10 protein-coding genes are annotated in these 17,979 nt (G+C 72.4%); 1 reads left to right on the forward strand and 9 read right to left on the reverse strand.

Going from position 1 to position 17,979, the window contains the following annotated elements:
- Nucleotides 1–85 precede the first annotated feature (85 nt).
- The gene (locus tag ACFP3V_RS18065; RefSeq protein WP_380584627.1) at nt 86–4,669 is read left to right on the forward strand and encodes an ATP-dependent helicase; all 4,584 of its coding nucleotides are present in this window, start codon (nt 86–88) and stop codon (nt 4,667–4,669) included.
- Between the two features lie 240 nt (nt 4,670–4,909).
- Here the strand turns inward: ACFP3V_RS18065 and ACFP3V_RS18070 are convergent, their stop codons facing one another.
- From ACFP3V_RS18070 to ACFP3V_RS18110, 9 genes are all read right to left on the reverse strand, one after another.
- Nucleotides 4,910–5,206 (reverse strand): hypothetical protein, encoded by a 297-nt coding sequence (locus ACFP3V_RS18070; protein ID WP_380584629.1) that lies wholly within the window; start codon nt 5,204–5,206, stop codon nt 4,910–4,912.
- Nucleotides 5,207–5,328: 122 nt separating this feature from the next.
- Nucleotides 5,329–5,688, reverse strand: a complete 360-nt coding sequence (locus tag ACFP3V_RS18075) for a helix-turn-helix domain-containing protein (protein ID WP_380584631.1) — start codon at nt 5,686–5,688, stop codon at nt 5,329–5,331.
- A 191-nt stretch (nt 5,689–5,879) separates the two neighbouring features.
- Entirely contained in the window at nt 5,880–6,374 is a 495-nt protein-coding gene (locus ACFP3V_RS18080; protein WP_380584633.1) for a CinA family protein, read from the reverse strand.
- Nucleotides 6,371–6,958 carry a CDP-diacylglycerol--glycerol-3-phosphate 3-phosphatidyltransferase gene (pgsA, locus tag ACFP3V_RS18085; RefSeq protein WP_380584635.1) on the reverse strand — a complete coding sequence of 196 codons (588 nt, stop codon included), beginning with the start codon at nt 6,956–6,958 and terminating at the stop codon, nt 6,371–6,373. The genes ACFP3V_RS18080 and pgsA overlap by 4 nt, the downstream gene beginning before the upstream one ends.
- Nucleotides 6,955–8,430, reverse strand: a complete 1,476-nt coding sequence (gene rimO, locus ACFP3V_RS18090) for a 30S ribosomal protein S12 methylthiotransferase RimO (RefSeq protein WP_380584637.1) — start codon at nt 8,428–8,430, stop codon at nt 6,955–6,957. Before rimO ends, pgsA begins: the two co-directional genes overlap by 4 nt.
- A 194-nt stretch (nt 8,431–8,624) precedes the next feature.
- Nucleotides 8,625–9,434, reverse strand: coding sequence for a helix-turn-helix domain-containing protein (locus ACFP3V_RS18095; protein ID WP_380584639.1), 810 nt, complete (start codon nt 9,432–9,434; stop codon nt 8,625–8,627).
- A gap of 283 nt (nt 9,435–9,717) precedes the next feature.
- Nucleotides 9,718–12,468 carry a DNA translocase FtsK gene (locus ACFP3V_RS18100; RefSeq protein ID WP_380584641.1) on the reverse strand — a complete coding sequence of 917 codons (2,751 nt, stop codon included), beginning with the start codon at nt 12,466–12,468 and terminating at the stop codon, nt 9,718–9,720.
- Between the two features lie 145 nt (nt 12,469–12,613).
- The gene (locus ACFP3V_RS18105) at nt 12,614–13,216 is read right to left on the reverse strand and encodes a response regulator (protein ID WP_380584643.1); all 603 of its coding nucleotides are present in this window, start codon (nt 13,214–13,216) and stop codon (nt 12,614–12,616) included.
- A gap of 212 nt (nt 13,217–13,428) precedes the next feature.
- Nucleotides 13,429–17,958, reverse strand: a complete 4,530-nt coding sequence (locus tag ACFP3V_RS18110) for a HAMP domain-containing protein (RefSeq protein WP_380584645.1) — start codon at nt 17,956–17,958, stop codon at nt 13,429–13,431.
- Nucleotides 17,959–17,979 lie beyond the last annotated feature (21 nt).

Consider the following 17,979-nt stretch of genomic DNA (forward strand, 5'->3'; position numbering starts at 1 on the left):
CGAGTGGTGGGCCGGTCGCGCAGTTCCTCGCGCCCCTCGCGGGCCTGCGGCCCGGTGTGTCAGTGGGGGCGGGCACCATGGGGGGATGGCAGTCAGCGATCCCCTGGCGCGTTTCTCCGCCCCGACGCAGGCCTGGTTCCGGGGCGCGTTCAGCTCGCCCACCGGCGCGCAGGCCGGGGCGTGGAACGCCCTCGCCGCGGGATCGGACGTCCTGGTCGTCGCGCCCACCGGCTCGGGCAAGACCCTCGCCGCCTTCCTCTCCGCGCTGGACGGGCTCGCGGCCACCCCGCCCCCCGCGGAGCGGAAGAAGCGCTGCCGCGTGCTCTACGTCTCCCCGCTCAAGGCCCTCGCCGTGGACGTCCAGCGGAACCTGCGCGCGCCGCTCGCCGGCATCCGGCAGGCCGCGACCCGCATGGAGCTGCCCGAGCCGGAGATCGAGGTCGCGATCCGCTCCGGGGACACCCCCGCGGCCGACCGTCGCCGCTTCGCCACGCACCCGCCGGACATCCTGATCACCACCCCCGAGTCGCTCTTCCTCCTGCTCACCTCCGCCGCGCGGGACGCCCTCCGCGGCGTCGAGACCGTGATTCTCGACGAGGTCCACGCCGTCGCCGGGACCAAGCGCGGGGCGCATCTCGCGCTCACGCTCGAACGCCTGGACCAGCTGCTGCCCGCCCCCGCCCGCCGCATCGGGCTGTCCGCCACCGTCCGTCCCGTGGACGAGGTGGCCCGCTACCTGTCCCCGAACCGGCAGGTGACGGTGGTTCAGCCGCCCAGCGAGAAGCAGTTCGACCTCTCCGTCGTCGTCCCCGTCGAGGACCTGGGGGAGCTGCGCAACCCGGGGCAGGAGGACGAGCAGCAGACCGCCTCCGTCTGGCCCCATGTCGAGGAGCGGATCACCGACCTCGTCCAGGCCCACCGTTCGACGATCGTCTTCGCCAACTCCCGCCGCCTGGCCGAGCGCCTGTGCAACCGGCTCAACGAGGTCGCGGCGGAGCGCCTCAACGGCGAGCCGCTGCCCGCCGCCCACAGTCCTGCGCAGCTCATGGCCCAGGCGGGCGCCAACAAGGCCGCCCCTCCGGTCCTCGCCCGGGCGCACCACGGCTCGGTCTCCAAGGAGCAGCGCGCCGAGGTCGAGGAGCAGTTGAAGTCCGGCCGCCTGCCCGCCGTCGTCGCCACCTCCTCCCTGGAGCTCGGCATCGACATGGGCGCCGTCGACCTCGTCGTCCAGGTGGAGTCCCCGCCCTCCGTCGCCTCCGGGCTGCAGCGCGTGGGCCGCGCGGGGCACCAGGTCGGCGCGGTCTCCACCGGCGTCGTCTTCCCCAAGTACCGGGGCGACCTGGTCCAGGCCGCCGTGGTCACCGAGCGGATGAGGGCGGGCCGGATCGAGGCGATGCGCGTCCCGCGCAACCCGCTGGACGTCCTCGCCCAGCAGTTGGTCGCCGTGCTGGCCATGGACGACTGGGACGCCGACGAGCTGCTCGCGCTGGTCCGCAGGGCCGCGCCGTTCTCCTCGCTCCCCCAGTCCGCCTACGAGGGCGTGCTCGACATGCTCGCCGGGCGCTATCCCTCCGACGCCTTCGCCGAGCTGCGTCCGCGCATCGTCTGGGACCGGGTGACCAACAAGCTCTCCGGCCGCCCCGGCGCCCAGCGCCTCGCGGTCACCTCCGGCGGCACGATCCCCGACCGGGGCCTGTTCGGGGTCTTCCTGGCCGGCACCGATCCCAAGAAGGGCGGCGGACGCGTCGGCGAGCTGGACGAGGAGATGGTCTACGAGTCCCGCGTGGGCGACGTGTTCACCCTGGGCACGAGCTCCTGGCGGATCGAGGACATCACGCACGACAAGGTGGTCGTCTCCCCCGCCCCCGGCGTGCCCGGCAAGCTGCCCTTCTGGCACGGCGACGCGCTCGGCCGCCCGCTCGAACTCGGCCGGGCCGTCGGCGGGTTCGTCCGCGAGCTGAACGGGCTCGACCAGGACAAGGCCACCGCCCGCCTGCACGCCGCCGGGCTGGACGACTGGGCCGCGGGCAACCTGCTCTCCTACCTGGCCGAGCAGCGCAAGGCCACCGGCCACCTCCCCGACGACCGCACCATCGTGGTCGAGCGCTTCCGCGACGAGCTGGGCGACTGGCGCATCTGCATCCACTCCCCCTTCGGCGCCCAGGTGCACGCGCCCTGGGCCCTCGCCCTCGGCGCCCGGCTGTCCGAGCGCCACGGTCTGGACGCCCAGGTCATGCACGCCGACGACGGCATCGTGCTGCGCCTGCCGGACGCGGACCTGATGGACTTCCCCGACCCGGACGCCGCGCCGAACGCCCCGGTCACCGACGAGGCCCCGCTCGGCGCGGACGCCGTCGTCTTCGACGCGGAGACCATCGAGCAGACGGTCACCGACCAGGTCGGCGGCTCCGCCCTGTTCGCGTCCCGGTTCCGCGAGTGCGCAGCCCGCGCGCTGCTGCTGCCGCGGCGCAACCCGGGCCGCCGCACGCCGCTCTGGCAGCAGCGCCAGCGGGCGTCCCAACTGCTCGCCGTGGCTTCCGAGTTCGGCTCCTTCCCGATCGTGCTGGAGGCCGTGCGGGAGTGCCTCCAGGACGTCTTCGACGTCCCGGGCCTGGTCGAGCTGATGCGGGACGTCGAGTCGCGGAGGGTCCGCATCGTCGAGGTCACCACCCCTGAGCCCTCGCCCTTCGCCCGCTCGCTGCTCTTCGGCTACGTGGCGCAGTTCCTCTACGAGGGCGACAGCCCCCTGGCGGAGCGCCGCGCCTCGGCGCTCGCGCTGGACTCCCGGCTGCTCGCCGAGCTGCTCGGCCAGGCCGAGCTGCGCGAGCTGCTCGACCCCGAGGTCCTCGCCCAGCTGGAGGCCGAACTACAGCGGCTCACCCCGGAGCGCCGCATCCGCGACGCCGAGGGCACCGCGGACGCCCTTCGCCTGCTCGGTCCGCTCTCCGACGCGGAGCTGACGGAGCGTGGGGCCGAGCCGGGCTGGGCCGCCGAGCTGGCCGCCCAGCGCCGCGCCATCCGGGTGCGCATCGCGGGCGAGGACCGCTGGGCCGCGATCGAGGACGCCGGACGGCTGCGCGACGCCCTCGGCACGCCCCTGCCGGTCGGCGTGCCCGAGGCCTTCACCGAGCCGGTCAAGGACCCGCTCGCCGACCTGCTGGCCCGGCACGCCCGCACCCACGGCCCGTTCACCGTCGCGGACGCCGCCGCCCGCCTCGGCCTCGGCCCGGCCGTCGTCCTCGGCACGCTGCAGCGCCTCGCCGCGACCGGCCGGGTGGTCCAGGGCGAGTTCCGGCCCGGCGGCTTCGGCACCGAGTGGTGCGACGCCGAGGTGCTGCGCCGGCTCCGCCGCCGTTCGCTGGCCGCGCTCCGGCACGAGCTCGAGCCCGTGCCGCCCCGCACCCTGGCCGCCTTCCTCCCGCAGTGGCAGCACCACGGCAGCCACCGGCTGCAGGGTCTCGACGGTCTGCTGCGGGCCGTGGAGCAGCTGCAGGGGGCGATCGTCCCCGCGTCCGCGCTGGAGCAGTTGGTGCTGCCCGCCCGGGTCCGGGACTACCAGCCCGCCCTGCTGGACGAGTTGACCGCGTCCGGCGAGGTGCTCTGGGCGGGCGCGGGCGCGCTGCCCGGCAAGGACGGCTGGGTGGCCCTGCACCCCGCCGACACGGCGCCGCTGCTGCTGCCCCCGCCGCTGCCGCTGGCCACGACCCCGCTGCACGGTGCGATCCTCACCGCCCTCGCCCCCGGTTACGGCCTCTTCTTCCGTCAGCTCGCCGACGAAGTGGCCCGCCAGGGCTTCGAGGCCACGCAGGCGGAGCTGGCCACGGCGCTGTGGGACCTCGTCTGGTCAGGCCAGTTGACCAACGACACGCTGGCCCCGCTGCGCGCGCTGCTCGGCTCCGGCCGCACGGCCGGCGCCACCGCCCACCGCGCGCCCCGGGCCACCCCTCGCGCCCGCTACGGCGGTTCCCGCCCCCTGCCCCGAACGGCCGCCCTTCCGACGACGGCGGGCCGCTGGTCGCTGCTGCCCGCCGCTGTCGAGGACCCCACGCAACGCGCCCACGCCCTCGCCCAGACGCTGCTGGACCGCCACGGCGTGGTCACCCGCGGCGCGGTCCAGGCCGAGCGCGCGCCCGGTGGCTTCGCCGGCGTCTACCGCGTCCTGGCCGCCTTCGAGGAGAACGGCCGCACCCGCCGTGGCTACGTCGTGGACGGCCTCGGGGCCGCGCAGTTCGCGGGCGACGGCGCGATCGACCGCCTGCGCGCCGTCAACAGCGCGCTGGAACGCCGAGGTGAGGACCCGTCAGCCCCCGAGGCGGTCGTCCTCGCGGCCGCCGACCCCGCGAACGCCTACGGCGCCGCCCTGCCCTGGCCCGAGGCCCCGGGCGGCCACAAGCCCGGCCGCAAGGCCGGCGCGCTGGTGGCCCTGGTCGACGGCGAACTCGTGCTCTACGTCGAACGCGGCGGCAAGTCGCTGCTCAGCTGGGCCGATTCGGACACCCTGCTGAGCGCGGCGGCCACCGCCCTCGTCCGCACGGTCCAGGCGGGCGCCCTCCGGGACCTCACCGTCGAACGCATCAACGGCCGGCCCGCCCTCACCTCCGAGCTGGGTGGCGTCCTGGAAGCAGCGGGATTCGTGCCGACCCCCCGGGGCCTGCGCCTGCGGCACTGACGCGTCGCCGTCCCCGGCTCGCCCGCGCCCCCACGCCACGGGTGGCTCAGCCGCCCCTCCGGCCGGCGAGCCCACGCCCCCGAGCCGCCCTGTGCGGGGACCGGACAATCAGCCGCCCCTCCGGCCGGCGACCCCACGCCCCCGACGCGCCCTGAGCGGGGACCGGACCCGTGCCTGCCGCCGCATGGCCCCGCCTGGCCTCACGGGCCTGCGGTGGGGCCGCAGGGGCCCCGTCCTGCCTCACGGGCCCTGCGGTGGGGCGGCGGGGGCGGCCTGGGGCGGGTCGGGCAGGTCCGGATCGTCACCCCGCGGAACGGAGGGCGACGCGCGCCGTCGGCGGGGCGCGCGGGCGCGGAGGGAGGAGTGCACGGGCAGCAGGCTCAGAGTCCAGCCGCCGGCGAAGAGGAGGCCGAGCGAAGTGCGGGGGGTGAGGGCGCCGGTGAGGAGCAGGGCCCAGAACAGCGCGCTGCCCAAGGCCGCTGCGGCCCACTGCACGGGACTGCGGGGCGGGAGCTTCCGCTGGAAGCGAACGCGCACTGCTACCTCCCGCATGCAGAGGGTGACCGGACGAAACCCCAGCCTATGCGCAGGTGGCCCCCTCCGCTCGGGAGAGGGCCACCTGGCAATTCGTCAGATCGGAAACAGTGCCGGTATCGGCGTCACGCCGCCACGACGTCCATCGCCGGGGCCTTGGGCATCAGCGCCGAGACCCGGTCCCCGCCCGGCGGAGCCGGAACGGTGACGGGCTCGACGAGCACCGGGCGGCCGGACTCGCCGGAGGCGAGCTCCGCGAGCGCCAGCTCGTCGCTGACCTCGCGCATGACTTCGGACATCCGGACGTCCAACGCGTCGCAGATGGCGGAGAGGAGCTCCGAGGAGGCTTCCTTCTGGCCGCGCTCCACCTCGGAGAGGTACCCGAGCGAGACCCGGGCTGCGGCGGACACCTCGCGCAGGGTGCGGCCCTGGCGCTGGCGCTGCCGACGCAGCACGTCACCCAACAGACGACGGAGCAGGATCATCGGTTGCTCCCTCCTTGGACCGCGGCTTGAGACCTCACAGCCCCACCGTACCGTCTGCCCGCCATCCCGTGCGGGGAGCCCGGCTGTGTTCACTCTGGGCTGTATCCATGGCCCCTCCCCAGCAGTTCGCGGTATGGACAGCTGAACTTTGCGGCCCACTACTTGTCTTCTTCCCGGTGGGACGGGCAGTCCTAACCCACCGGACCTGACTGTGACGCCTCGTTCAGCCGATCGTTCAGCAGCTCGAGGGCCGCTGTCACGGCCATGCGTCGGATTGTGGCACGATCCCCTGACAGCCGGAGCCGGGACGAGGATTGTCCATCCGGCCCGGCGACCGCGACGAACACGGTGCCGACCGGCTGCCCGTCCTGCGGCTCGGGACCGGCGACTCCCGTGGTGGAGACCCCCCAGTCGGCGTGCATCAACCTCCGCACGCCGTCCGCCATCTGGCGCGCCACCTCGGCGTCCACCGCGCCCCGGTCGGCCAGCAGGGCCGAGTCCACGCCCAGTACCGAGGACTTGAGCTCCGTGGCATAGGCGGTGACCGAGCCCCGGAAACCACGCGAGGCCCCCGGCACGGACACCAGTTCCGCCGCCAGCAGGCCTCCGGTCAGCGACTCCGCGACGGCCACGGTCTGTTCCGCCTGCCGCAGAGCTGACAGCACGTCAGCAGCCGTTCCGGTCATGCCGCCGCGCTCCGGCGCAGCACCAGCGCCTGACGCACGTAGTCGAGACCGCTGACCAGGGTCAGCGCCACGGCCACGCCCATCAGCACCGCACGCAGCTCCGCGAGCGGGCCTGTGAGAACCAACACGTACATGCCCACGGCGATTCCCTGGGTCAGCGTCTTCAGCTTCCCGCCCCGGCTGGCCGGGATGACGCCGATTCGGATGACCCAGAAGCGCAGCAGCGTGATGCCGAGTTCACGCGCAAGGATGACGACGGTCACCCACCACCACAGGTCGCCCAGCACCGACAGGCCGATCAGTGCCGCTCCCATGATCGCCTTGTCCGCGATCGGGTCGGCGATCTTGCCGAAGTCGCTGACCAGTCCCATCCGCCGGGCCAGCTCCCCGTCGAACAGGTCGGTGATCATCGCGATGGCGAAGGAGGCCCAGGCGAGGGCGCGCCACTTGGGGTCGTGCCCGCCGTTGGCGAAGAGCAGCGCGATGAAGACCGGAACGATGACCAGCCGGAGCATGGTCAGCATGTTGGGGACGTTCCACAGGCTGGCTCTGGCGCTGCTCTCCCCCGCGGCGGTCTGGGTCACCCGCGGCTCCCCACGGTGAGGACCTCTGCGTGCAGGTCCACGCCCTCGGCGGCGACGACCTTCGCGGTGACCAGATCGCCCCGGCGCAGGTCCGCCACGGCCCCCAGCAGAACCGTCACTCCATCCGTCTCCGGCGCCTGGTGCGCGGCCCGGCCGACGACGCCGTCCTCCTCGTCGACCGACTCGACCAGGACCTCGACGGTGCTGCCGATCCGCTCCTCGGCGCGCTGCGCGGTCAGCTCCTCGGCGAGCCGGCTGATCCGGGCCAGGCGCTCGGCGACGACGTCCTCGGGCAGCTTGCCCTCGTACTCGGCGGCCTCGGTGCCCTCCTCGTCGGAGTAGCCGAAGACGCCGATGGCGTCGAGCCGCGCGTGGGTGAGGAAGCGTTCCAGCTCGGCCAGGTCCTCCTCGGTCTCCCCGGGGAAGCCGACGATGAAGTTGGACCGGGCGCCGGCCTCCGGGGCCTTGGCGCGGATCTGTTCCAGCAGGCCCAGGAACCGGTCGGTGTCGCCGAAGCGGCGCATCCGGCGCAGCACGTTCGGCGCGGAGTGCTGGAAGGACAGGTCGAAGTAGGGCACCACCTTGTCGGTGCCGGTCAGCACGTCGATCAGGGTCGGCCGCATCTCCGCCGGCTGCAGGTAGCTGACGCGGACCCGCTCGACGCCGGGGACGGCGGCCAGTTCCGGCAGCAGCGTCTCCAGCAGGCGGATGTCCCCCAGGTCCTTGCCGTAGGAGGTGTTGTTCTCGCTGACCAGCATGATCTCGCGGACGCCCTGCCCGGCCAGCCACGTCGTCTCGTTGAGCACGTCCGAGGGGCGGCGGGAGAGGAAGGAGCCGCGGAAGGCCGGGATGGCGCAGAAGCTGCAGCGCCGGTCGCAGCCGGAAGCCAGCTTGACGCTGGCGACGGGGCTGTCGTCCAGCCGCTTGCGCAGCGTGCGCGGGCCCGAGGCGGGGGCGACGCCCTCCGGCAGGTCCGCGATCGTCACCTCGTCAGCTGCGGGCCCGTGTCCGGGAACTGACACCGCCTCAGCCGCGGCCTGCCGCTCCACCGGGGTCAGCGGCAGCAGCTTGCGGCGGTCGCGCGGGACGTGGGAGACGTGGTGGCCGCCGGAGAGGATGGTCTGCAGGCGGTCCGTGATGTCGGCGTAGTCGTCGAAGCCCAGCACGGCGTCCGCCTCCGGCAGCGCCTCCGCCAGCTCCTTGCCGTAGCGCTCGGCCATGCACCCGACCGCGACGACCGCCTGGGTGCGGCCGTGGCCCTTGAGGTCGGACGCCTCCAGCAGGGCGTCCACGGAGTCCTTCTTGGCCGCCTCGACGAACCCGCAGGTGTTGACGACGGCGACATCCGCGTCGGCGGCGTCGGAGACGAGCTCCCAGCCGTCGGCTTCCAGCCGCCCGGCGAGTTCCTCGGAATCGACCTCGTTGCGGGCGCATCCAAGGGTGACAAGGGCGACTGTGCGGCGTGCGGACATGTCGCCAAGGTTACCTATCTTTGCGCCCCTCAAGTTGCAGCCCCCTCAGGAGGCGCGGCCTCCGGGGGCGCGGGGAACTGCGCGAGCAAGCCACCACCCACGGAGGTTCGACCCGTTGATCGGGGACGGACCTCCCTCAGCGGTGGGTACTCGCGCGGTTCCCCGCGCTCCTCAGGGGTTGGCCCCCCTGGCGGTCAGCCCGCCTGGGGGTTGCCGGGGGTGTAGGTGAGGCGGGTCACCTGGCCGTCGTTGCCGGCGGTGCCGAGATCCTTGCCGTTGACCCAGAGGTGGACGCCACCGGCGTTGCCCAGGATGATCCGGAGCTTCTTGTCGTCGGTGAAGGTCTGGCTCTGGCCCTTGTCCAGGTTCCCCTGGAACAGGGTCTTGCCCTTGCTGTCCTTCACGGACAGCCAGCTCGCCGCCGTCTCCGCGCTCAGCTTGACCGTCACCTTGCCCGCCGGGGCCGCCGCGATCGCGCTGCTGGGGGCGGCGGCCGTCGCCGTCGGCGAGGGCTTCAGCACCGGGCCGATGCCGCTGCTCGGGCTCGCGCTCGCCGGCGGAGCCGCCTGCGCGGACGAGTCGCCGCTCTTGCCGCTCATCAGATTGACGCCGATCACCGCGATGACGACGACGATCGCCGCGACCATCGCCGCCGTCCAGTTGGGGCGGCGGCGCTCGCTGCTGCGGATCCGCTCGGTGTCGAACAGCGGGGCGACCGGGCGGGCGTCCGCCGGGTCGCCGCCGTGGGCGGCGTCGTAGCGGGCGACGAGCGCGTCCCCGTCCGTACCCACCGCCCGGGCGATGGCGCGGATGTGGCCGCGCGCGTAGAAGTCCCCGCCGCAGCGGGTGAAGTCGTCCTGTTCGATCGCATGGATGATCGGCACCCGGACCCGCGTCTCCGCGCTGACCTCTTCCAGGGACAGCTTGGAAGCGGCCCGGGCGGCGGCGAGCACCTGGCCGATAGTGGGGTCGGTGTCCACGGAGGGGGACGTGCCGATGGTCACAAGGGCGCCTTTCACACGTGGGCGGCCGGGCGCACCCCACCCGTCGGAACGGCGGGGCAGCGCCATCGAAACACCAGTCTAGGGGTGGGGTGCGACACCCGATCAACCCGGATACCGCCGAATGTGCCGACCGGTTCCGGATCTTCCCCGGGAGCTCGAACCCCGTTCACGCAAGAGGAAGATGACTGGGCGTCGGCCGATGGGACGCGGCGGTCGGACGATCGGTTCCCCCTCCCGGAGGAAACAACGGCCGAGGCGTCCATTCGGTTGCCCTGACGGTCCGTCATTCCCCCCGGAGAGTGAGCAGGACGGCGTCCAGTTCGTCGGGCTGCACCAGCACGTCGCGCGCCTTGGAGCCCTCGCTGGGGCCGACGATGCCGCGCGACTCCATCAGGTCCATCAAGCGCCCCGCCTTGGCGAAGCCGACCCGCAGCTTGCGCTGCAGCATCGAGGTCGAGCCGAACTGCGTGGAGACGACCAGCTCCGCCGCCTGCACCAGCAGGTCCAGGTCGTCGCCGATCTCCTCGTCGATCTCCTTCTTCGGCTTGTCGGAGACGGTGACGTCGTCGCGGTACTCGGGGTTGAGCTGGTTCTTGCAGTGCGCGACGACGGCGGCGATCTCCTCCTCCGTCACGAACGCGCCCTGCATGCGGGTGGGCTTGCCCGCGCCCATCGGCAGGAAGAGCGCGTCGCCCTTGCCGATCAGCTTCTCCGCGCCGGGCTGGTCCAGGATGACCCGGCTGTCCGCCAGGGACGAGGTGGCGAAGGCCAGCCGGGACGGGACGTTGGCCTTGATCAGGCCGGTGACCACGTCCACCGAGGGCCGCTGGGTGGCCAGCACCAGGTGGATGCCGGCGGCCCGGGCGAGCTGGGTGATCCGGACGATGGAGTCCTCGACGTCGCGCGGGGCGACCATCATCAGGTCCGCCAACTCGTCCACGATGACCAGCAGATACGGGTACGGCTCCAGCACCCGCTCGCTGCCGGGCAGCGGCTGGAGCTTGCCGGAGCGCACCGCCCTGTTGAAGTCGTCCACATGCCGGAAGCCGAAGGCGGCGAGGTCGTCGTAGCGCAGGTCCATCTCGCGGACCACCCACTGCAGCGCCTCGGCGGCCTTCTTCGGGTTGGTGATGATCGGCGTGATCAGGTGCGGCACGCCCTCGTACGCGGTCAGCTCGACCCGCTTGGGGTCGACCAGGACCAGCCGGACCTCGTCCGGCGTGGCCCGCATGAGGATCGAGGTGATCAGGCAGTTGATGCAGGAGGACTTGCCCGCGCCGGTGGCGCCGGCGACCAGGATGTGCGGCATCTTGGTCAGGTTGGCGACGATGGTCTGGCCCTCGACGTCCTTGCCCATTCCGACCACCATCGGGTGGTGGTCGGCCGCGGCCGTCGCCGAGCGCAGCAGGTCGCCGAGGTTCACCATCTCCCGGTCGGTGTTCGGGATCTCGATGCCGACGGCGGACTTGCCCGGGATCGGCGAGATGATCCGCACGTCCGGACTGGCCACGGCGTAGGCGATGTTCTTGGCCAGCGCGGTGATCCGCTCCACCTTCACGGCGGGGCCGATCTCCACCTCGTAACGGGTGACCGTGGGGCCCCGGGTGAAGCCCGTGACGGCCGCGTCCACCTTGAACTCGGCGAGCACATTGGTCAGCGCGGCCACGACGGCGTCGTTGGCCTTGCTGCGCGCCTTGCCCGGTCCGCCCCGCTCCAGCAGCTCGAGTGACGGCAGCTGGTAGCTGCCCTCGGTGGGCAGCCGCAGCTGCTCGCTGCGCGCGGCCGGGACCGGGGCGCCCGCCTCGGCCTCGGCGGCGGGGGCCGGCTCCGCGTCGGCCTCCGGCTCCGGTACCGCTGACGGGTCGTCAACCGGCGTCAGGTCCACGGGCTCCGGCTCGGGGGTGTGGTCCCGGACGCTGCGGCTCATGATGTCGGCCAGGGCCGCCGAGGGCTGGACGCCGTGCAGCACCGCACCGTCCAACTCGGCCGCGGCGGCGGCAGCAACGTCGATCGGGCCGAGCGGGCCGAAGTCCGCGAAGTCGTCCACGGGCGGCGCGGATTCGGCGGGGGTGCGCCGGCGCGGCCGACGCCGCCGGGGCGCGGCAACACCCTCGCGCTCCAACTGCCCGCGCTTCTCCAGCAGCACGGCCCGCTCCTCGGGCGTGCCCGGCTCCCCCTCGAACTCGTCCACCAGGCCGAGGCCGTCCAGCCCACCCGGTTCGTCGTCGTCGAACGGGCCGTCAGCAGGCATGGCCGCAGGCTCGATCAGGGACAGCTTCTCCCCCAGCAGCCGCAGCCGGTCCGGGATCCGGTTGACCGGGGTCGCGGTGACGACGAGCAGGCCGAAGAAGGTGACCAGCAGCAGCAGCGGCACCGCGAGCGCGGGCCCGGCCGCGCCCATCATCGGCTTGGACGCCACCAGGCCGATCAGCCCGCCGGCGTCCCGGATCCGGCTGGCCCCGGCCTGCAGCCCGGGCGCGCCGCAGCCGATGTGGATCAGCCCGAGCACGCCGAAGGTCAGCGCCCCGAGGCCGATGACGATGCGTCCGTTCGCCTCCGGCCGCTCGGGGTGCCGCATGAGGCGCAGCGCGATGCCTCCGAGCAGGAAGGGCACGAGGACGGAGAGCCGGCCGAAGGCGCCCTTGACGACGTTGGTGACGGCGATGCCCAGCCACCCCTGCGCGTCGGACCAGGAGCCCGCGGCCACCAGGAGCGCGACGGCGATGAGCAGCAGCCCCAGACCGTCCTTCCGGTGGGCCGGGTCGAGCCCCTTGGCGCCCCGTCCCACGCCCCGGGCGACGGCCCCGACGCCATGGGCCAGGCCGAGCCAACTCCCGCGCACCGCACGGTAGGCGAGGGGTTTCGGCGGTGGCGGCGCGGCCTTCTTGACGGGTGCGGCCGCCGCCTTCTTCGCCGGTGCAGCCTTTTTCGCGGGCGCGGCCTTCTTGGCCGGGGCCTTCTTGGCAGCCGTGGCCTTCTTCGCCGTCCCCGCCCCCCGGGTCTGCGAACCGCTTCCGGACGTGCGTGTGGCCATGCGCCTCAGCGTACCGTCGCGGCCCTGCTCACCACACGTGCCGCGCAACGTGTCTGATGAACCGACAGACATTCAGTTGCACACGGCCCCTGGGGCGCGAGGAACTGCGCGTCCAGCCCAGCGCCCCTGCCGGGGCGGGGCGACGTCAGGCTTCGAGGGCGTCGAGGGCCGAGCGGAGCGCAGCGATCTTCCGCTCCAGGTGGGTCGCGGTGGCCGCCGCCGCGGGGTCGGGGGCTTCGGCCAGCTGCTTGGTCAGCGCCTCCGCCTGCTCCTCCACCGACGCGAGCCGCGCCGACAGCTCGGCCAGGACCGTGGACTCCTCCAACTGCAGCCGCAGCAGCGCCGCCTGCTCCTTGAGCCGGCAGTTCTTCATGTAGAGGTCCACGAAGACCGACACCTTCGCCCGCAGCACCCACGGGTCGAAGGGCTTGCTGATGTAGTCGACCGCGCCGGCCGCGTACCCGCGGAACGTGTGGTGCGGGCCGTGGTTGATCGCCGTCAGGAAGATGATCGGGATGTCCCGGGTCCGCTCGCGCCGCTTGATGTGCGCGGCGGTCTCGAAGCCGTCCATGCCCGGCATCTGCACGTCGAGCAGGATCACCGCGAAGTCGTCGGTGAGCAGCGCCTTCAGCGCCTCCTCGCCCGAGGTCGCCCGGACCAGGGTCTGGTCCAGCGCGGAGAGGATCGCCTCGAGGGCGAGCAGGTTCTCCGGCCGGTCGTCGACCAGGAGGATCTTGGCCTTCTGCATCGGGCCCTGCCCTCCTCGTACCGTTGGTCGTACCGATGGTCGTGCCGCAGTCGTTCCGACGACCGTCATGCTAGCCGCACCTCACAGCCCGCTGCCCCACCCCGGAACCGGTACCAGTGGCAACGCTGGGTGACCTTATCCGGTTCCCGCCCGACGCTGCCACCGACTCCCGGGTTTCGGTCACCCTCCGACGACGGGCCGTGCACCCCCGGTCACCGCTCCCGGGCCCGCAACCAGTGGTCCATCACCGCCAGCAGGTGGTCCGGGTCCACCGGCTTGGTCACGTGGTCGGACGCGCCGGCGGCCAGGCTCTTCTCCCGGTCGCCGAGCATCGCCTTGGCCGTCAGCGCGATGATCGGCAGGCCGCTGAACTGCGGCATCCGCCGGATCGCCTCAGTCGTGGCGTAGCCGTCCATCTCCGGCATCATGATGTCCATCAGCACCAGCGCCACGTCCTCGTGCTGCTCCAGCACCTCGATGCCCTCGCGGCCGTTCTCCGCGTACAGCACGTTGAGCCCGAACTGCTCCAGCACGCTGGTCAGCGCGAAGACGTTGCGGATGTCGTCGTCGACGATGAGCACCTTCTCGCCGTCGAAGCGCCCGGCGAACGGTGCGTCAGTTTCCGTACCCAGCGCCTCCGTCGAGGTGTCCGGGGCCTCCTGGAGGGCGTTGAGCGGCTCGGCGGGGCGCGGCAGGACGGGCGCGGAGGGCAGGGCGCCGCGGCCGCGGGCGGGCTCGATCGCCGCCGGGGCCACCGGCTCCGGGGCCTCCCGCAGCGGCAGGTAGAGCGTGAAGGTGGAACCGCGGTCCATCTCGCTCTCGGCGTTGATCTCGCCGCCGAGCAGGCGGGCGATCTCCCGGCTGATGGACAGGCCCAGGCCGGTGCCGCCGTACTTGCGGCTGGTGCCGCCGTCCGCCTGCTTGAAGGCCTCGAAGATCTCGCGGAGCTTGTTGCTGGGGATGCCGATACCCGTGTCGGTGACCGAGAAGGCGATCATCGGGTCGTCCGGGTCGCTGATCGAGCCGGCCTCCAGCATCTGCTCGCGGATGGAGCCCGGCACCGGCAGGCCGCCCTGGCGGCCGGCGGGCTGGATCAGCAGCTCGACGGCGCCGGCGTCGGTGAACTTGACCGCGTTGGAGAGCAGGTTGCGCAGCACCTGCTGGAGCCGCTGCTCGTCGGTGTGCAGGGTGACCGGCAGGTCGGGCGAGACGCGGACGGCGAACTCCAGCCCCTTGTCCGCGGTGAGCGGACGGAAGGTGGCCTCGACGTAGTCGACCAGCTGGACCAGCGCGATCCGGGAGGGCCGGACGTCCATCTTGCCCGCCTCGACCTTGGACAGGTCGAGGATGTCGTTGATCAGCTGGAGCAGGTCGGAGCCGGCGCCGTGGATGGTGTCGGCGAACTCGACCTGCTTGGGGGTCAGGTTGCCCTCGGCGTTGTCGGCGAGCAGCTTGGCCAGGATCAGCAGCGAGTTGAGCGGGGTGCGCAGCTCGTGGGACATGTTGGCGAGGAACTCGGACTTGTAGCGCGAGGAGAGGGCGAGCTGTTCGGCGCGCTCCTCCAGGACCTGGCGGGCCTCCTCGATCTCGGAGTTCTTGATCTCGATGTCGCGGTTCTGCGCGGCCAGCAGGCTTGCCTTGTCCTCCAGTTCGGCGTTGGAGCGCTGCAGCTCCTCCTGGCGGGCCTCCAACTCGGCCGAGCGCATGGAGAGTTCGGCGGTGAGCCGCTGGGACTCCAGGAGCAGGCCCTCGGTCTTGGTGTTGACCGCGATGGTGTTGACCGTGACGCCGATCATCTCGGCGATCTGGTCCAGGAAGTCCAGGCTGATCTTGGTGAAGGCGTTGAACGACGCCAGCTCGATCACGCCGAGCAGCCGGCCCTCGAAGAGCACCGGCATGACGATGACGTTGACCGGGGCGGCCTCGCCGAGACCGGAAGCGATCTTGAGGTAGCCGGGAGGCGCGTCGCGCAGCAGGATCGGCTTCTTCTCCAGCGCGGCCTGGCCGACCAGGCCCTCGCCGAGGTGGAAGCTGGTGGGCATGGCGCGGCGGTTGTAGCCGTAGGAGCCGATCAGACGCAGCATCAGGTCGTCCTCGGGCTCGTCGTCGCCGCCGACCAGTTCGGGCGAGCGGAGCGCGGGCTGGGCGAGGAAGAAGGCGCCGTGCTGGGCGGAGACGACCGGCGTCAGCTCGCTCATGATCAGCGAGGCGACCGCTTCGAGGTCGCGGCGGCCCTGCATGAGACCGGAGATGCGGGCCAGGTTGGTCTTGAGCCAGTCCTGCTCCTGGTTGGTGCGGGTGGTCTCGCGCAGGTTGGCGATCATCTGGTTGATGTTGTCCTTGAGCTCGTTGAGCTCGCCGGACGCGTCCACGTCGATGCGCAGCGAGAGGTCGCCGCGGGTCACCGCGGTGGCGACCTGGGCGATGGCGCGGACCTGGCGGGTCAGGTTGCCGGCCAGCTCGTTGACGGACTCGGTGAGGTCCTGCCAGGTGCCGGCCACGCCGGGGACCCGGGCCTGGCCGCCGAGGCGGCCGTCGGTACCGACCTCGCGGGCGACGCGGGTCACCTCGTCCGCGAACGCGGACAGCTGGTCGACCATCGTGTTGATGGTGGTCTTGAGTTCCAGGATCTCGCCACGGGCGTCGACGTCGATCTTGCGAGTCAGGTCGCCCTTGGCGACGGCGGTGGTGACCTGGGCGATGTTCCGCACCTGGTTGGTCAGGTTGTTCGCCATCTGGTTGACGTTGTCGGTCAGGTCCTTCCAGATGCCGGCGACGCCGGGGACCCGGGCCTGGCCGCCCAGGGTGCCGTCGGTACCGACCTCGCGGGCCACCCGGGTCACCTCGTCCGCGAACGCGGACAGCTGGTCGACCATCGTGTTCAGGGTGTCCGCGAGCGCGGCCACCTCGCCCTGCGCCTCGATGGTGATCTTCTTAGACAGGTCGCCGCCGGCCACCGCCGTCGCCACCTGGGCGATGTTCCGCACCTGGAAGGTCAGGTTCGAGGCCATCTGGTTCACGTTCTCGGCCAGGTCGGCCCAGATGCCGGAGACGCCCTTGACCCGGGCCTGGCCGCCCAGGATGCCCTCGGTGCCCACCTCGCGGGCGACGCGGGTCACCTCGTCCGCGAACACCGACAGCTGGTCCACCATCGTGTTGACGGTGGTCACCAGCTCCAGGATCTCGCCCCGGGCGTCGACGGTGATCTTCTTGGAGAGGTCGCCGCGGGCCACGGCGGTGGTGACCTCGGCGATGTTGCGCACCTGGTTGGTCAGGTTGTTGGCCATCAGGTTGACCGAGCTGGTCAGGTCCTTCCAGGTGCCGGAGACCCCGGGAACCTGGGCCTGGCCGCCGAGGATGCCCTCGGTGCCCACGTCCGTGGCCACCCGGGTCACCTCGTCCGCGAAGGCGGAGAGCTGGTCGACCATCGTGTTCAGCGTGGTCTTGAGCCCGAGGATCTCGCCCCGGGCGTCCACGGTGATCCGCTGGGACAGGTCGCCGCGCGCGACCGCCGTGGCGACCTGGGCGATGTTCCGCACCTGCGAGGTGAGGTTGTTCGCCATCTGGTTGACGTTGTCGGTCAGGTCCTTCCACACGCCGGCCACGCCGGGGACCATCGCCTGGCCGCCCAGGATGCCCTCGGTGCCGACGTCGCGGGAGACCCGGGTCACCTGCTCGGCGAAGCCGGAGAGCTGGGCGACCATCGTGTTGATGGTGTTCTTGAGCTCCAGGATCTCGCCGCGGGCGTCCACCTCGATGGTCTGGGACAGGTCGCCGCGGGCCACCGCCGTCGTCACCTGGGCGATGTTGCGCACCTGGTAGGTCAGGTTGTTCGCCATCTGGTTGACGTTGTCGGTCAGGTCCTTCCAGGTGCCGGCGACGCCGGGGACCCGGGCCTGGCCGCCCAGGCGGCCGTCGGTGCCGACCTCGCGGGCGACGCGGGTCACCTCGGAGGCGAAGCCGGACAGCTGGTCCACCATCGTGTTGACGGTGTTCTTCAACTCCAGCATCTCGCCCGCGACCTGCGCGGTGACCTTGCGGGACAGGTCGCCCTTGGCCACCGCCGTGGTCACCAGGGCGATGTCGCGCACCTGGGCCGTCAGCTGACTGGCCATCATGTTGACCGAGTCGGTCAGGTCCTTCCAACTGCCGGACATGCCGCGGACCCTGGCCTGGCCGCCGAGCTTGCCCTCGGTGCCCACCTCGACCGCCAGCCGGGTCACCTCGTCGGTGAACTCGGCCAGCGACTCGACCAGTCCGTTCACGGTCCGGCCGATCCGCAGGAACTCGCCGCGCAGTGGATGGGTGCCGCCGTCGGGGCCGGTGGCCCGCAGCTCCATGCGCTGCTTCAGGTCGCCCTCGGCGATCGAGCCGAGCACCCGGCCGACTTCGGCCATCGGCCGGGCGAGGTCGTCGATCAGCGAGTTGCAGTTGTCGATCGCCGCCGACCAGGCGCCCTCGCCGGCGCCCGGCTCGAGCCGCTCACTGAGACGTCCCTCACGTCCGACCGCCCGCCGCACCCGGGCCAGCTCACCGGTCAGGTGCTGGTTCCGCTCGGCGATGTCGTTGAAGACCGCCGCGATCTCGGCCATCACCGAGTCCCCGGGGACTGTCAGCCGGCGGCGGAAGTTGCCGTCGCGCATCGCCGTGAGCGCGGCCAGCAGCTTGCGCAGATCGGCGGCGTCCGCGCCGCGGCTGCGCCGGGGCCTGCCTGCCCTGGGCGCCGCCGTTGCTGTCGCCATGCTCGAATCCACCGGACTTCC

Source organism: Streptacidiphilus monticola (assembly GCF_042658505.1).
GTDB classification, from domain to species: Bacteria; Actinomycetota; Actinomycetes; order Streptomycetales; family Streptomycetaceae; genus Streptacidiphilus; species Streptacidiphilus monticola.

Coding starts and splice junctions, on each gene's coding strand:
- ACFP3V_RS18100 (WP_380584641.1), bottom strand. CDS start 12,468: ATGGCCACACGCACGTCCGGAAGCGGTTCGCAGACCCGGGGGGCGGGG.
- ACFP3V_RS18080 (WP_380584633.1), bottom strand. CDS start 6,374: ATGACCGGAACGGCTGCTGACGTGCTGTCAGCTCTGCGGCAGGCGGAA.
- ACFP3V_RS18110 (WP_380584645.1), bottom strand. CDS start 17,958: ATGGCGACAGCAACGGCGGCGCCCAGGGCAGGCAGGCCCCGGCGCAGC.
- ACFP3V_RS18065 (WP_380584627.1), top strand. CDS start 86: ATGGCAGTCAGCGATCCCCTGGCGCGTTTCTCCGCCCCGACGCAGGCC.
- rimO (WP_380584637.1), bottom strand. CDS start 8,430: ATGTCCGCACGCCGCACAGTCGCCCTTGTCACCCTTGGATGCGCCCGC.
- ACFP3V_RS18105 (WP_380584643.1), bottom strand. CDS start 13,216: ATGCAGAAGGCCAAGATCCTCCTGGTCGACGACCGGCCGGAGAACCTG.
- ACFP3V_RS18075 (WP_380584631.1), bottom strand. CDS start 5,688: ATGATCCTGCTCCGTCGTCTGTTGGGTGACGTGCTGCGTCGGCAGCGC.